General features: G+C 40.5%; 14 protein-coding genes. 13 read left to right on the top strand and 1 reads right to left on the bottom strand.

All coding sequences use genetic code 11. From position 1 onward, the window contains the following. Window positions 1-13: 13 nt before the first annotated feature. The 12 genes from nirB to WFN33_RS08705 all read left to right on the top strand — a co-directional run bounded on the left by nirB (window position 14) and on the right by WFN33_RS08705 (window position 14520). Entirely contained in the window at window positions 14-2560 is a 2547-nt protein-coding gene (gene nirB, locus WFN33_RS08760; protein WP_336952624.1) for a nitrite reductase large subunit NirB, read from the top strand. Between the two features lie 99 nt (window positions 2561-2659). Next, window positions 2660-4285: a nitrite reductase small subunit NirD gene (gene nirD, locus WFN33_RS08755; RefSeq protein ID WP_336952623.1), complete on the top strand. Its 1626-nt coding sequence runs from the start codon at window positions 2660-2662 to the stop codon at window positions 4283-4285. Between the two features lie 95 nt (window positions 4286-4380). After that, window positions 4381-7176: a molybdopterin-dependent oxidoreductase gene (locus WFN33_RS08750; protein ID WP_336952622.1), complete on the top strand. Its 2796-nt coding sequence runs from the start codon at window positions 4381-4383 to the stop codon at window positions 7174-7176. Continuing rightward, on the top strand, window positions 7173-7808 hold the full coding sequence (gene mobA / locus WFN33_RS08745; protein WP_336952620.1) for a molybdenum cofactor guanylyltransferase: 636 nt from the start codon (window positions 7173-7175) through the stop codon (window positions 7806-7808). Before WFN33_RS08750 ends, mobA begins: the two co-directional genes overlap by 4 nt. A 186-nt stretch (window positions 7809-7994) precedes the next feature. Continuing rightward, window positions 7995-9104, top strand: a complete 1110-nt coding sequence (gene moaA / locus WFN33_RS08740) for a GTP 3',8-cyclase MoaA (protein ID WP_336952618.1) — start codon at window positions 7995-7997, stop codon at window positions 9102-9104. A 1-nt stretch (window position 9105) separates the two neighbouring features. Further along, window positions 9106-9417, top strand: a complete 312-nt coding sequence (locus WFN33_RS08735) for a MoaD/ThiS family protein (RefSeq protein WP_336952616.1) — start codon at window positions 9106-9108, stop codon at window positions 9415-9417. A 1-nt stretch (window position 9418) separates the two neighbouring features. After that, window positions 9419-10117 carry a molybdenum cofactor biosynthesis protein MoaE gene (locus WFN33_RS08730; RefSeq protein ID WP_419328462.1) on the top strand — a complete coding sequence of 233 codons (699 nt, stop codon included), beginning with the start codon at window positions 9419-9421 and terminating at the stop codon, window positions 10115-10117. Window positions 10118-10185: 68 nt separating this feature from the next. Beyond that, window positions 10186-11109, top strand: coding sequence for a bifunctional molybdenum cofactor biosynthesis protein MoaC/MoaB (moaCB, locus tag WFN33_RS08725; protein WP_336952614.1), 924 nt, complete (start codon window positions 10186-10188; stop codon window positions 11107-11109). Beyond that, complete coding sequence (locus WFN33_RS08720) at window positions 11106-12398, top strand: molybdopterin molybdotransferase MoeA (protein WP_336952612.1); 1293 nt, start codon at window positions 11106-11108, stop codon at window positions 12396-12398. The genes moaCB and WFN33_RS08720 overlap by 4 nt, the downstream gene beginning before the upstream one ends. Before the next feature lie 28 nt (window positions 12399-12426). After that, window positions 12427-13170, top strand: a complete 744-nt coding sequence (gene modA / locus WFN33_RS08715) for a molybdate ABC transporter substrate-binding protein (protein ID WP_419820727.1) — start codon at window positions 12427-12429, stop codon at window positions 13168-13170. An 11-nt stretch (window positions 13171-13181) separates the two neighbouring features. After that, the gene (gene modB / locus WFN33_RS08710) at window positions 13182-13880 is read left to right on the top strand and encodes a molybdate ABC transporter permease subunit (RefSeq protein WP_336952609.1); all 699 of its coding nucleotides are present in this window, start codon (window positions 13182-13184) and stop codon (window positions 13878-13880) included. Next, complete coding sequence (locus tag WFN33_RS08705; protein WP_336952607.1) at window positions 13867-14520, top strand: ATP-binding cassette domain-containing protein; 654 nt, start codon at window positions 13867-13869, stop codon at window positions 14518-14520. The genes modB and WFN33_RS08705 overlap by 14 nt, the downstream gene beginning before the upstream one ends. 199 nt (window positions 14521-14719) lie before the next feature. Here the strand turns inward: WFN33_RS08705 and pcaU are convergent, their stop codons facing one another. Next, entirely contained in the window at window positions 14720-15544 is an 825-nt protein-coding gene (pcaU, locus tag WFN33_RS08700) for an IclR family transcriptional regulator PcaU (RefSeq protein ID WP_336952606.1), read from the bottom strand. Between the two features lie 250 nt (window positions 15545-15794). Here pcaU and WFN33_RS08695 point away from each other — a divergent pair. Beyond that, on the top strand, window positions 15795-15947 hold a 153-nt coding region (locus tag WFN33_RS08695), incomplete at its 3' end, for a CoA-transferase (protein WP_336952984.1).

Genomic DNA, 15947 nt, shown 5'->3' with positions numbered 1-15947 from the left:
GAGGAGAATCGATATGAAATTAGTGATGATTGGTCATGGAATGGTTGGGCATAAATTTATTGAATCTGTGCTAGAACATGCAGGTGATGAGGTTGAAATCACGATTTTGGCAGAAGAACCCCGTTTGGCCTATGATCGGGTACATTTGACTGAATATTTCACAGGTAAATCTGTCAAAGATTTAACTCTTTGTCGTGCGGACTTTGCAGATGCTTATGGAATTGACCTGCGTTTAAATACCAAAGCCACTCATCTTGATACCATCCATAAATGCATCACCACCGATCATGGCGATGTGATCAACTATGACAAATTGGTGCTTGCGACGGGTTCCTATGCTTTTGTTCCACCAATTTCGGGGCATGATCGTAAAAACTGTTTTGTTTACCGTACCATTGATGATTTAGATGCAATACGGGCAGCAAGTCTATCTGCAAAATCTGGTGTGGTGATTGGGGGTGGTTTACTCGGTTTAGAAGCCGCGAAAGCACTTCGTGATTTAGACTTAGAAACCCATGTCGTTGAATTTGCACCTCGTTTAATGGCAGTACAAATTGATGATTTGGGCGGGAAAGTTTTACGGTCCAAAATTGAAAATTTAGGGGTAAAGGTTCACACGCAAAAGGCCACTTCATCGATAGAAGATGGCGTGAATAGCACCCATGTGATGAAGTTTGCGGATGGTTCAGAACTTGAAACAGATATTATTCTATTTTCTGCAGGGATTCGCCCGCGTGATGAGTTGGCCCGCCAATGTGGTTTAGCGTTAGGTGAACGTGGCGGTATCGCGATTAATGATTACTGCCAAACCTCCGATGCAGATATTTATGCGATTGGTGAATGTGCATTATGGAACAATAAAATCTATGGTTTAGTTGCACCCGGTTATGACATGGCAAGGATTGCAGCAAAACATGTGATGCAACAAAGTTGCCCCACATTTGCTGGCGCAGACATGAGCACCAAGTTAAAACTGATGGGTGTCGATGTGGCATCGGTAGGCGATGCGCATGCCATGACTGCAAATGCATTGAGCTATTTCTATGCTGATGAGGATGCAATGGTCTATAAAAAGATCGTGGTCAATGCAGAGAAAACCCAATTACTTGGTGCGGTACTGGTTGGTTGTGCCAAAGAATATAACGACTTATTGCAAATGATGTTGAATGGCTTAGCGATACCAGAAAATCCAGAAAGTTTAATCATGCCAGGCTATGCACAATCTACGGCAAAAGCGGGGAGTAGTGGTGTAGATTTATTGCCAGACAGTGCCACGATTTGTTCATGTAATAACGTGTCTAAAGCAGATATTTGTAGTGCCATTGCCGAGGGTTCGACCTCATTAGGTGCGTTAAAAAAATGTACCAAAGCCGCAACCGCATGTGGTGGATGTGCACCCTTAGTGACCCAAGTTTTAAAATCTGAATTACAACGCCAAGGGGTAACGGTCAATAATCATCTTTGTGAACACTTTGCTTACTCACGCCAAGAGTTGTATCACTTGGTACGGGTCAATGAAATTAAAACTTTTGATGATTTGATTCAACAACATGGGCATGGTTTAGGTTGTGATATTTGCAAACCGACAGTAGCCAATATCTTGGCATCTTGTTGGAATGACTTTGTTCTCACTGCAAATCATGCTGGGTTGCAAGATAGTAACGACTACTACCTAGGCAATATTCAAAAAGATGGTTCTTATTCTGTTGTACCGCGTATGGCAGGTGGTGAAGTGACACCAGATGGTTTGATTGCAGTTGGGCAGATTGCCAAAGAATATGGTTTATATACCAAGCTAACCGGTGGGCAACGGGTAGACTTATTTGGAGCACAAGTCCATCAATTGCCAGAAATTTGGGAAAAGCTGATCAATGCTGGTTTTGAGTCTGGTCATGCCTATGGCAAGTCATTACGTACCGTTAAATCTTGTGTTGGGAGCACATGGTGTCGTTATGGTGTCGATGACTCGGTCGGTTTAGCCATCTTCCTTGAAAATCGCTACAAAGGTTTGCGTTCCCCACATAAATTAAAAATGGCAGTTTCGGGCTGTACACGAGAGTGTGCCGAAGCACAAAGCAAAGATGTTGGGGTGATTGCCACTGAGAAAGGCTGGAACTTATATGTTTGTGGCAATGGGGGAATGAAACCTCGCCATGCAGAACTTTTAGCTTCTGACCTAGATACGCAAACTTTAATTCAATATATCGACCGCTTCTTTATGTTCTATATCCAAACAGCGGATCGTTTACAACGGACTTCGGTATGGCGTGACAATATGGAAGGTGGTTTGGATTATCTAAAAGATGTTGTTGTGCATGATTCTTTAGGAGTTGCTGCTGAACTAGAACGCCGAATGAGCCATGTGGTGGGTACTTATCAAGACGAATGGCGAACTGCGGTGGAAGATCCTGAAGTCCGTAAACGTTTTGTGACCTTTATTAATGCCAAAGCTGAGCAACAGCAAGATCCACATATTCAGTTTGCTCAAGTACGTGGGCAAATTCGCCCAAAAACTGACTCAGAACGTGATCAGAGCCGTATTCCTGTAGTTGAAGCATAAGCATATGAATACTTGCTTTATTGGCCTTACTCCACAATTCCACAGCTTAAAACAAGCCTTGTGGAAGAGCTGATAAACGTTGTTAAAAGGACAAACACAATGACCATTTTAAAAGATATGAACGAACTCGACTGGCTCGATATTTGTGCATTGCAAGACATTACGCCCAATACTGGTGTAGGCGCGTTGCTCGGGCAACAACAAGTGGCTATTTTTCGGGTAGGCAGTGAAAAGCGTGTGTATGCGCTGAGCAACCAAGATCCATTTAGCAAAGCCTTTGTCATGTCACGTGGAATAATTGGTGATTTACAAGGTGAACGTGTAGTTGCATCACCGATTTATAAGCAACATTTTAGTTTAGCAACAGGCCGTTGTTTAGAAGACAAAGATCAAAAATTACTGGTTTTTCCAAGCAAAATTGAAAATGGTCGTGTCTGGGTCAGTCCAACCCCACAAAAAACTTATATCACCAATAATGGTACGGCTCAGGAAAAAATCAATTTAGTTCTGGTGGGGAACGGATTGGCAGGAATGCGTTGCTTGGAAGATTTGCTTGATATGGCACCTGATCGTTATGAAGTGACGGTGATTGGTGAGGAGCCTTGGGGGAACTATAACCGGATTATGCTGTCGCCTGTCTTATCAGGGGATAAAACCATTGACGACATTATGCTGCACCCCCATTCATGGTATGCGAATAAAAATATTCGCTTTATTGCAGGTGATGCTGTGGTACGTATTGACCGTCCTCGTAAGCAAGTTTATACCGAAAAAGGTGTGGTGGTGAGTTATGACCGTTTGATTTTAGCAACGGGTTCAAAACCATTTATTCCACCGGTCAAAGGCGCAGCATTGGATGGCGTTTTGAGCTTTCGTGATATTTATGATGTCAATAATATGCTCGACTACTGTAAATCTAAAAATAATGCAGTGGTGATTGGTGGTGGTCTCTTGGGGCTAGAAGCCGCATATGGTTTAAAGCAACGTGGTATGAATGTGACGGTTTTGCATTTGATGGATCGTATTATGGATCGCCAACTTGATGCCAAAGCCAGTCAAATGTTGAAAACAGCAATTGAGCAAAAAGGTATTCCGATCATCACAGAAGCCAATACAGAAGAATTACTTGGTGAAAATGGTCATGTCACCCAAGTTCGGTTACAAGATGGCACACTTTTAGATGCAGATCTGGTGGTTTTTGCCGTGGGTATTCGTCCCAATATGGCTTTGGCACAAAGTGCGGGTTTACGCTGTAATCGCGGTGTGTTGGTTAATGACACCATGCAAACCTATGATCCAAGTATTTATGCAGTGGGTGAATGTATTGAGCATCGTAACCAAACGTTTGGTTTGGTAGAACCTTTATGGGGGCAAGCCTTTATCTGTGCATCACATTTGGCCGAACACGGCAGTTTGACCTTTAAAGCACCGACGGTTCCTACCCAGTTAAAAGTCAGTGGTTGTGATGTTTTTTCAGCAGGCCGTATTGATTTAGAAAACAGTCAGCCTATAGAAGATTTCGAAGACATTATTCTGAATGATGAAAAACGTCAAATCTACAAACGCATTATTATTCAAAAAGATAAAGTCGTTGGTGCGGTACTGTTTGGTGATACAGAGGATGGCACTTGGTACGCTGAATTGATTGCTGATCAAACCCCAATATCTTCGATTCGCAATAAATTGTTATTTGGTCGGGATTTTGCATTAAAAAAAGCAGGCTGATTTATATCGCTTAACCCCTTCATCTTAAAAGGAGGGGGAAGATTAAATGAAAGCCATATTCAAGTGAATGTATAGCATTGAGGAGCACAGCAGCAATGAATAGTATCCCTGTAATGGAACTGCCGAGCTCCACAGAATATAAGATCACAAGCACACAAACCACTTGTCCTTACTGTGGTGTAGGCTGTGGTGTAACAGCAACAGTGCAAGACACTACGCTAGGACAAAAAGTTTCTGTGGTTGGCGATGTTAAGCATCCCTCGAATTACGGAAAACTGTGTATTAAAGGCAGTAATTTGGCTGATACGCTGGGGTTGGGCACACGTGTTTTACAGCCGATGCTTGGACGTCATCCCCATCAGCAAGTTACAGATTGGGATAGCGCAACAGGTTTAATCGCCAATAAATTCCAACACTATATCGAGCAATATGGTCGTGACAGTGTCGCATTTTATGTTTCTGGTCAGTTGTTGACAGAAGACTATTATTTGGTAAATAAATTCGTTAAAGGCTATTTGGGTACAGCCAATATCGATACCAATTCAAGATTGTGTATGTCTTCGGCAGTTGCCGCACACAAGCGTGCTTTTGGTGAGGATTTGGTACCTGCAAGTTATGACGATTTTGAACATACTGATATGGTGATTTTGGTTGGTTCAAATACAGCATGGTGTCATCCCGTGATGTATCAACGCATCATGCAAGCCAAAGAATTAAGACAACAAAAGCAAAGTGATTTATTTGTGGTGGTGATTGATCCACGCTTTACGGCTACATGTGAAGCAGCTGATTTACATTTGCCTATTCTAATGGGTCAAGATGTTTGCTTGTTTAATGGGCTATTACAATATTTACATCAACATAACTATGCGGATAGCGCATTTATTGAGGCACATACTCAAGGGCTAGATACGGCACTAAAAAGTTCGCAAGCTGAAACAGATATCCAAGATGTTGCAGTGAAAACAGGAATTTCGCTAGAAAAACTTCAACTCTTTTTTGAAAAGTTTGCCCAAACTGAAAAAGTCATGACCCTATTTTCAATGGGGGTAAACCAGTCTTCACGTGGCGTGGACAAAGCCAATAGCATCATCAATTGTCATTTGTTGACGGGCAAAATTGGAAAGTTGGGTGCAGCTCCATTCTCTATGACAGGACAACCCAATGCAATGGGCGGACGTGAAGTGGGTGGGCTTGCCAATATGCTGGCAGCACACATGGACTTAGACAATCAACAACATCAACAGCTTGTACAAAATTTTTGGAACAGTCCAAGCATTGCCAAGCATATGGGATTAAAAGCAGTTGATCTTTTTGAAGCAGTGGAAAGTGGCAAGATTAAAGCAATTTGGATTATGGCAACCAATCCTGTAGTCAGCCTCCCCAATGCCGATCAGGTCAAACGTGCTTTAAACAGCTGTGAGTTTGTTGTAGTCTCCGATATTTGCAAAGATACCGACACTACTCAGTTTGCCGATGTGCTCTTACCTGCGTTGGGGTGGGGAGAAAAGGATGGTACGGTCACCAATTCAGAACGTCGTATTTCAAGACAACGTGCTTTTTTAGACCCGCCTGAGCAGGCCAAAGCGGATTGGTGGGCTGTGGCACAAGTGGCTCAAAAGCTCGGATTTACTGGCTTTGATTTTGCAAATAGCCACGAGATTTTTAAAGAACATGCTCTGTTATCTGCGTATCAAAACGCAGAGATTAATGCGCGATCAAATACCCAAAGCTTTCGTTACTTCAATTTACAAGGTTTAACTGATCTTTCATTAGATGAATATGATCAATTGGAACCCATTCAATGGCCTGTGATCATGCGCAATCAGACTGAACATGCATTCGCACAATTGTTTTCACAGGGACAATTTAGTCATGCAGATGGCAAAGCTAAATTTATTGCCACAATGGCGATAGATCCAGTCCATCAAAGCACTGTTGAATATCCTTTAATTCTCAATACAGGACGGATTCGAGATCAGTGGCACACTATGACTCGCACAGGTTTATCTGCCAATTTAAGCACCCATAAAGCAGAACCCTTTTGTGAAATTCACCCCAATGATGCATTGAAGTATGGCTTGAAAGAAGGCGAATTGGTCGAAATCAAATCGGCTTGGGGCAATTGTGTCTTGCGTGCTGTACTCAGTGACAATATCCGCCGTGGACAAATTTTCGCCCCGATTCATTGGAATGATCAATATGCTTCGGATGCACGTATTGGCAAAGTGGTCAATCCAGTGGTGGACGCAATCTCAGGGGAGCCAGAATTCAAACATACCCCTGTGTTGATTCAGCCATTTTATACCCAGTGGCAAGGGGTATTTTATGTTCGTGAAGGCTTTGAACACATTGTTAAAAATAGCATTGAAAATACGGTGTGGTGGACAAAAATTCAGACTGCCAAAGCAGTGCGGTATGAATTGGCAGATCGTCGTCGTTTTACCCACACCTCCCAAAATCTCAAGCAACTTTTACCCTTTGACGATGAAAGTTTTGAATGGCTTAACTTGGAAGATCAAACTGCACATATCAGCCATAGTGTAGTGCTAAAAGAGGGGCGCCTTATTGCAAGTTTATATATCGCACCTAAAGTATTATTACCAGATCGTGATTGGGTCGCAAGTTTGTTTAAACGTGATCGTTTAAGTGCGATGCATCGTAAAGCCTTACTTGCTGGACAAGTCATGTCAATAGGCAATAGTGAGGGGCCATTGGTATGTAGTTGCTTTAAGGTAGGCAAAAATCGAATTATTGAAACCATTAAACAAAACAATATCAATCATGAAAAACAAGTGACTGCATGTTTAAAAGCAGGTGGTAATTGCGGTTCATGTCTACCTGAAATTCGCGGATTGATTAAAGCCTGTCAAGCGGAGCTTACTCTATGAAAAGAATTATAAAACCCAAGAAAGCTAAGCAATATCCACAAACTGATCTTGTGATTCTCGCTGGTGGTCAGGCGCGACGTATGAATGGGATCAATAAACTGTTACAGAAGTTTGATGATCAAATTCAACTCATCAAGATCCATCAACAATTAAAAAACCGAGTATCACAGGTCTGGGTCAATAGTCATCGCGATTATTCAATTTATCAGAAGCTTATTCCAAGTTTGTATTGCTATCAAGATGATGAAACTGGCTTTTATGGTCCTTTGATGGGAATTAAAAGTGCTTGGTCTTATGTTGAATCTGACTATGTACTTTTTGTGCCCTGTGATGTGACATTTATTCCACCTGAGGTCATTGAACGCTTACATGTCACTTTAGCGAGTCATCCTTTGGCAGAAGTGGCTTACGTCAATATCAATGGTAAAGCGTTATATCCATTTTGTTTATTAAAACGGAGCGCTTTCAATCGAATCTGTACTCATCTTGAACAAGGACAGCGCAGTTTAAAGATATGTTTTTCTGATTTGCACGCTCAGGAAGCATTATTTGAGAATCATGCACTGTTTTTCCACAGCATCAATTCTTTGGATGAATTACAACAATACCAACAGCTCAAGTTTTTAAATTGACTGGCTTAGTTTTGCTTAATTTTTTGCAAATCTCGGCATTTTTAATAGAGGTCAAATCGGTTTTAGCTCACATTTAGCTGTAGATGATCAAAGTTGGAACACTTTTTGCAATTTCAATGTCAATAAAATAGCGCAGATTTTAAGTATTAAAAAATCTTGAACTTAAATAGTGCTTGGGATGTGTATATGAATGCAATGACACAATACGAAGAGGGTGCCGCCTTTGTCGATCAATATGGTCGCACTAAGCGCAAACTCAGAATTTCAGTGACAGATCGCTGTAATTTTAAGTGTGTCTATTGTATGCCTGAACATCCAGAATGGATCAAAAAGCATAATTTACTCAGTTTTGAAGAACTGTATATTTTTTGCGAGTTTATGGTGCGACATGGGATTGAGCAGATTCGAATCACTGGTGGCGAACCATTAATGCGTAAAGGTGTGGTGCATTTCATTGATCAACTACAAAAATTAAAAAAACTGGGCCTAAAACGGATCTCAATGACTAGCAACGCACACTACCTTAAACAATACGCAACCCAGTTAAAACAAGCGGGTTTAGATGATTTGAATATTAGTTTGGACAGTTTAGATAAAGCACAATTTAAGGCCTTGACTCAAAAAGAGTTACAACCAGTATTAGAAGGCATTACAGCAGCACAGCAGGCAGGTTTTAAAATCAAGATCAATGCTGTATTGATCAAAGGAATCAATGATGATCAGGTTTTACCCTTAGCACATTGGTCCATTCAACAGCATCTTACAATGCGTTTTATCGAGTTTATGCCTTTAGATGGAGAGGGGCTTTGGACGCAAGCCGATATTGTCACTGAGCAGGAAATTTTAGAGCAATTAAAGCAAGACTTTACTGTCACTTTACAACAAGGACAATCTTCCGAGCCTGCACGACAGTATTTTATTAATGATTATCCTATTGGCATCATTTCGACCATAACCAATTCATTTTGTGGCACTTGTGACCGTATACGGTTAACAGCACAAGGTGATTTTTATAACTGCCTATTTGCTCCAAAGGGAATTAGCCTGAAAACACAAATTCAGGCATTGCACCATGATTCACATTATTTCGCTGAGACTCAGTTTGTTCAAAGTCACTCACCAAATGCAGTTGTATATTCGCCAATAAATCTAGAATTACCGCAACCCAGACAATTACAAGATACTTTGTCTGATTATATTTGGCAGAAAAAGCAAGGCTTTAATGAGATTCATCAACAGCTAAATTCAAAACATTCGTCATCTCGAAAAATCAGTATGTATATGATTGGAGGTTAATATGTCAGATCAATTTAAAATTCTAAATACGCCAAATAATGTTAATCAACTGAAGAATATACCGCAGCAGATGACGGTAAAAATTGAATGCTTTGGTGCAATTGAACGTGTATTGCCAGCAGATTTAATCCTGCAATGTGAGTCAAACATGCTCATTTCTGATGTTTTAGAATACGTGGTGCGTGCATATCCAGACGCAGGAAAAATGATTCAACACTGTGCATGTGCAATGGGGGAAGACATTATTCCGCGTCAGACCCTATTAACATCTGATAGTACAGTTGTTTTACTGTCACCGGTTGCAGGAGGTTGAGATGAGTACATTTGATTCTACACTCAAGCAATTTAATAGGATTCAGGATACTCCTTTAACTCAGGAGAGTTTTGATCCGATCCTACACTTTCCTGAATGCGGTGGTATTGGCATCTTTATTGGAACAGTACGTAATCACCATGAAGGCAAAGCGGTGAAAGCATTGAAATATACGAGCTATGCGCCGGTTTCAGAAAAAATGATTCGTCAAATTGAGCAAGAGATTCAACAGAAATTCGCTGTGGCTTATGTACGGGTGATTCATCGTATTGGTACCTTAAATATCGGCGAAAAAGCCATTATTGCGATTGCTTATGCAGCACATCGACGTGAAGCCTTTGCCGCATGTGAAGAAGCGGTAGAACGAGTAAAACACGAAGTTCCTGTATGGAAAGAGGAGTTTTATTTAGATGGTAGTAGCCAATATGTTGCTGGGTGCTGTATTCGGAAAGATTATGTTGAACAGGATACAGCCACACAAACGGATTCATTGAGTCAACATGATTCTGAGCATAGTTGTGGGCGCGATTTTGAGCATAGGCATGGAGCCGCGCAGCATCATCATTCTTTACCAAGTCATTCCCATTACCAAGATTCACAGCACAGACATACAGCACAGAACAATCTACAACATGATGCAAAACAGAAAATGTTGCTGAGCAACCAGTGTGAACAGACGATTTACCAATGGCATATGTAAACCTGATTGAGTAACTCAGCTAAATATGTCTGGCCATGTAAGTAATATCGTAAGAGAAGGAACAGGCAATGAAAAATGTGAGTATGAAAGCAGAAAGCTACCGTACAGCCGTAGCAACAGGAATTTTATATGCACCTGCACATTGCATAGAACTATTACGCACTGGAAGTACAGAAAAAGGGGACGCACTAAAAACCGCACGTATTGCTGGAATTTTGGCAGCAAAACGCACTGATGAATTAATTCCTTTGTGCCATCCCTTACCGATCTATCGTGCAGATGTTGAATATGAGTTGCATGAAAAACATGTCGAAATTATTGCGACTGTCGAAACGATTGGTCCTACAGGTGTAGAAATGGAAGCACTCACGGCAGTCAGTCTAGCAGGCTTAACCTTATACGATATGCTTAAGCCGCACTGTGAACCTGAAGACTTATGCCTTGACCAATGTAAATTACAACTGAAAAAAGGCGGTAAATCACATTTTACCCGTGTATTGAAAGAGACTTTATCTGCATCGGTTATTGTCTTATCCGATACCGTGGCTTCAGGGAAAAAGCCTGATACAGCTGGGCAAAATGTTTTAGAAATTCTTGAAGAAGCCAATTTTAGTCAGGTGAATTATCAAGTAATTGCCGACTCTCCAGAACAGTTATTGGCGTTAATTGAACAACAAAAGAATCACTATCCACTTATTTTGACTGTGGGTGGAACAGGATTAGGCCCTAAAGATTTAACTGTTGAAACCATTCAACCTTTACTTAAACGTGAAATTCCAGGTTTGATGGAAGCTTCTCGTAGTTTTGGTCAAAGACGTACCCCTTATGCAGCACTCAGCCGAGGGGTCGCGGGCTATATTGACAATAGTTTGGTGATTACTTTGCCAGGCAGTCGCCAAGGTGCTAAAGAGTCACTGATTGCCATTCTACCAGCCTTGGTACATCTTTTTGATGTGCAAAAAAATATTCCACATCTTGGGGGCTATCAATGAATCAGATTGCGGTCGCTCATGATTGTGGCAATGAAAAAGGCTTGGTTTCAGTTGATCAAGCATTGCAGTTACTTGTGGATCACACTCCAAGTCTAGGTAGTGAAACCATCCCCTTAAACCAAGCGCTTAATCGTTATGTTGCAGCAGATATTTTTTCAGAAATTAATTTACCCATTTTTTCGCAAAGTGCGGTAGATGGTTATGCGATCAATGCAAGTGCAGTGACTCAAACAGATTCTAAATTCGAATTGATTGGAGAGATTCGTGCAGGGCAAAGGGTTGAGGTCGAATTGAAACAAGGGCAAGCGATTCGAATATTTACAGGGACAAAAATCCCAGCAGGTACCACAACGGTTGCTCGACAAGAGATTGTTGAGCTCATCGATTTACACAATATAAAACTCACTGAGTCTTTAAACAGTCATGCTGATATTCGAGATGTTGGGGAAGAAGTTGCACTCGGTCAATTAATTGCATCAGTAGGACAAAAACTCAATGTCGGTGTTATTGCAGCACTCAGTATGGCAGGTGTAAAGCAAGTAGAAGTTTATCGTTATCCCAAAATTGCTGTGGTCGTTACAGGTGACGAAGTTGCAGATATGATCGAATGTTTAAATTCAGGCAAAATCTTTGATGCAAATACACCCATGATCCGCGCATGGTTTCAAACCCGAAATCAAACAGTTAATTTAATTCATGTTGAAGATATCGAACATCGTGTAATTCAGTTGTTTGATCGTCTTAAGGAACAATACGATTTAATCATTACTACAGGTGGGGTGTCTGTAGGAGATTATGATTTTGTTCGTCCCGCAGCATTAAAACTCGGTTTTCAGCAAATTTTTTGGAAGGTCAAACAAAAGCCGGGTAAACCGATGCTTTTCGCCAAGTATTCTCAACAAAAAAAACAAGGACAAGAAAGAAAAGGACAAGAACAGCAACAAGATCAAACTCACTGTTACCTATTGGGTTTACCCGGCAATCCTGCTGCGGTTTATATCGGTATGCAAGTCTATGTGGCGACTCTAGTGAATTCTTTACAGGGGCAAAAGCATCCACTCAATTGGATGACAGGCGTTATGAGTCATGCGCTGAAGTCTGATGCGCGAGAGCGCTTTTTAAGAATGCATGCTGTATTTGAACAAGGAAGATTAAGTTTGAAGAGTTTAACTAAACAGCAATCACATATGTTGAGTAATCTGATTGATGCCAATTGTATTGTGCGTATACCCTCAGATCAAAACATACAACAGGGGCAAGTCCTCCAAGGTTTATTTATTCAAGATTAGGGGATAAAAGATGCGTAGGTCGTTAAAAATGATCTTGGGCCTGTATTTTCTGCCGAGTATGAGCATATTACACGCTGAAACAATCAAAATTTATGCTGCAGCAAGCTTAACCAATGCGGTGACAGATATTGCTAAATTGTATGAGAAGCAGCAACCAGAGGTTAAAATAGTGACTGTTTTTGGTGCATCTTCAGCACTGGCAAAACAAATTGAGGCCGGTGCGCCCAGTGATATTTTCTTTTCTGCTGATCAGGACTGGATGAATTATTTAGTCCAAAAACAGAAGATTCAGGTAAATCAGGTTAAACCATTTTTGTTTAATCAATTGGTGTTGATTAGCCCTTTGCAAAGCAAACAACAGTTTAAAGCTGTGCCTACATTTAATTTTGCCCAATCATTTCAAGGGCATTTATGCACAGGGCAAATGGAGTCTGTGCCAGTAGGTAAATATGCCAAGCAAAGTCTGATTAAACTCAATTGGCTGAACAGTTTAAATGGTCGAATAGTGGGGACGGATGATGTTCGTTCAGCGTTGGCATTTGTTGAACGTGGTGAGTGTCAAGTGGGGATTGTGTACAAGACCGATGCATTGATCAGTAAAAAAATCAAAATTTCAGGAGTTTTTCCAAGCAACAGCCATCATCCAATTGTCTATCCGCTTGCTTTGACACAACAAGGTATCAACAATCAGTCAGCAGTGAAATTTAACCATTATTTAAAAGAAAATGCGCAAGCTAAAAAGATTTTTGTTCAGTATGGTTTTGGTTTATAGGATCCTACTTTATGCTAAGTTCAGAAGAGTGGAGTGCATTGTATTTGTCGGTGAAAGTGGGCTTCTTTGCAACTTTATTCTGTCTACCATTTGCAATCATGCTCGCTTGGATTTTGGCACGTTATCAATTTAGATTAAAGTTTGTGGTGGAAGCACTGTTACAAATGCCCATGGTGTTACCTCCAGTGGTTTTAGGTTATTTGCTTTTAATCCTGTTTGGTGCCAATGGCTGGATTGGACAATATCTCAATCAGTTAGGTATTCAATTGGCATTTAATTGGAAAGGAGCTGTTTTAGCCTCCATGATCGTGGCTTTTCCATTGATGGTGCAACCCATTCGGCTATCTTTTCAAATGATCAATCAGCAACTGGAACAGGTTGCAGGTTCTTTGGGTGCAAGCCCTGTACGGGTATTTAGCAGTATCAGCCTACCTTTGGCTTTACCCGGAATTTTAATTGGAAGTATTTTGTGTTTTAGTCGTAGCTTAGGTGAGTTTGGTGCAACCATTACTTTTGTGGGCAATATTCCCGATGAAACTCGGACCATTCCTATAGCAATTTACTCGCTGATTCAGCAACCTGATGGGGAGCAGGGCGCTATGCGTTTAGTGATCTTATCCATATTGGTTGCCTTTGGTGCTTTGATTGCAAATGCTTATATTCTTCAGAATTATCAGCGAAAATTGGGAGGCAAAGATGCTGCAATGTGATTTTCAATTTCAATATGCTGAGTTTAATTTAAAGGTAAAGTTGCAAATGCAAAAACAATTGCTGGGCATTATGGGTGCATCAGGCAGTGGGAAATCAACATTCCTTAAAAACATTACCGGCTTGTTACAGCCACAACAGGGTTCAATTTTACTCAATCAGCAGTGTGTTTTCGACGATCAAAAAAAAATTAATTTACCCATGCACAAACGTCGGATCGCATTAGTCTTCCAAAATGCATGGCTGTTTCCACATATGAATGTGAAACAAAATCTAAAATATGCAGAAAATTTGTGTCCAGATCAGAACAAGAAATTTAGCTTTGATCAGATTGTTGATTTACTTCAACTCAAGCCGTTATTACAACGTGCATCTTATCAATTGTCTGGTGGCGAGGCACAACGTATTTCGATTGGTCGCGCGCTCTTATCTTCTCCTGATTTGTTGCTCTTGGACGAACCATTAACTGGGCTGGACTACAAATTAAAAGATCAAATTTTACCTTTTCTAAATAGCGTTAAACTAGAAACTCAATTACCCATGATTTATGTCACCCATCATGCCGATGAGCTGGCTTATTTAAATGCACAGGTGGTTTATATGGATCAGGGAAGCATCACTGAAATCCCAAAAACTCACTAATCTTGAATAATATTAGATCTTTTTATCCATGAAAAAGGAAGTATTGTCTGTTCAAATGTATTTAAATTTAAATGCAAGATACGCAGTACAAACTCTACATTTTGATAAACTCACCTTTATGAAATGGTCTAAATTCCATGATTTATAAGGTTTAGCTCATTTAGCAATGATCTAAAAATATACTTGTTCAAGATATCTATTAAATCACTTGGCGTAAATCACGTGCTGTTTCTTGCAGTAACGGTAAAATATGAGTAATTAAATAATCTTTTGTTGTGCGCATAGTGGGGGAGACAATATTTAATGCGGCCACAACTACCGCGTTTGAGTCATAAATTGGAACCGCAACAGCATGAACTCCCAATTCATGTTCTTCACATGAATAACACCAATCTTGTTCTTTAATCTCATGCAGTAATTCGATAAACGCCTCACTTTCTGTATAAGTATATTTAGTAAGACGTTTTAATGGATACTGGGTCAGCCATTGCTTTTGTTCTTCCACATTTAAATGCGCTAATAAAATTTTCCCCGCAGAAGTTGCATGTGCAGGAAGACGATTGCCTAAATGTAAGCCGTAAGGATTAACACGGTCTGTTTGCTGATGTGCGGCACTACGTGCAATGGTAATTGCCTCATAACCATCTAATACCATCACCGAGTAAATCAGCGAAGTCTGATTGGTCAATAAGTTTAATAAAGGTTGGCAAATTTTGGGTAAAGGTGAACCATCTAAATAAGCACCAGAGAACTTTAAAATTTTGGGAGTTAAATAATAGTAATGTCCATCAAAGTCTAAATAGCCTAAGTACTCTAAGGTCAGTAACTGGCGACGCGCTGCTGCTCGGGTCATTCCTGTCTTTTCAGCCGCAGTACTGATATTCAAGCGATGTCGTTCAGGCCCAAAACATTCCAAAATCGCCAACCCTTTTGCAATCCCTGCAATAAAATCTTCATGGCGAATAATCTTTTTATTTTCAGAATGATGGATTAATCGGGTAGTTTTGTTGTGTTCATCGTCCATAACGCAGATCCTTAATTTAAAGCCAATTACATTAAAATTTTACTCAATCCAAATCAGACCGTTTTAGTGGGATAATGTTCGATCATCGAACATAAAAAATAATGATCGAACAAAATCTAACTTTAAGCCTAGAAGTAAATACAAAATTTATCAAGAATAAAGATTAGAAATCCGAACAAAACACTCGGCTTAGTTTCATCGGTTTCTAGGATGAAATGAATGAGTGATTCAAAGTACAGGAAGTAGTCAGATGATTGATAAAAATGCCACCTCATTGACTGAGGTTCTATCCCAAATCAAAGATGGTGCAACCATTATGATTGGTGGCTTTGGAACAGCAGGACAGCCCGCAGAGCTGATCGATGGGCTGATTGAACTTGGCGTTAAAGATCTGGTGATTGTC

Source organism: Acinetobacter sp. AS167 (assembly GCF_037152175.1).
GTDB lineage: Bacteria > Pseudomonadota > Gammaproteobacteria > Pseudomonadales > Moraxellaceae > Acinetobacter.
The sequence above is the reverse complement of the archived record's forward strand: the minus strand, read 5'-3'. Positions and strand labels throughout refer to the sequence as shown.

Coding starts and splice junctions, on each gene's coding strand:
- nirB (WP_336952624.1), top strand. CDS start 14: ATGAAATTAGTGATGATTGGTCATGGAATGGTTGGGCATAAATTTATT.
- nirD (WP_336952623.1), top strand. CDS start 2,660: ATGACCATTTTAAAAGATATGAACGAACTCGACTGGCTCGATATTTGT.
- WFN33_RS08750 (WP_336952622.1), top strand. CDS start 4,381: ATGAATAGTATCCCTGTAATGGAACTGCCGAGCTCCACAGAATATAAG.
- mobA (WP_336952620.1), top strand. CDS start 7,173: ATGAAAAGAATTATAAAACCCAAGAAAGCTAAGCAATATCCACAAACT.
- moaA (WP_336952618.1), top strand. CDS start 7,995: ATGAATGCAATGACACAATACGAAGAGGGTGCCGCCTTTGTCGATCAA.
- WFN33_RS08735 (WP_336952616.1), top strand. CDS start 9,106: ATGTCAGATCAATTTAAAATTCTAAATACGCCAAATAATGTTAATCAA.
- WFN33_RS08730 (WP_419328462.1), top strand. CDS start 9,419: ATGAGTACATTTGATTCTACACTCAAGCAATTTAATAGGATTCAGGAT.
- moaCB (WP_336952614.1), top strand. CDS start 10,186: ATGAAAAATGTGAGTATGAAAGCAGAAAGCTACCGTACAGCCGTAGCA.
- WFN33_RS08720 (WP_336952612.1), top strand. CDS start 11,106: ATGAATCAGATTGCGGTCGCTCATGATTGTGGCAATGAAAAAGGCTTG.
- modA (WP_419820727.1), top strand. CDS start 12,427: ATGATCTTGGGCCTGTATTTTCTGCCGAGTATGAGCATATTACACGCT.
- modB (WP_336952609.1), top strand. CDS start 13,182: ATGCTAAGTTCAGAAGAGTGGAGTGCATTGTATTTGTCGGTGAAAGTG.
- WFN33_RS08705 (WP_336952607.1), top strand. CDS start 13,867: ATGCTGCAATGTGATTTTCAATTTCAATATGCTGAGTTTAATTTAAAG.
- pcaU (WP_336952606.1), bottom strand. CDS start 15,544: ATGGACGATGAACACAACAAAACTACCCGATTAATCCATCATTCTGAA.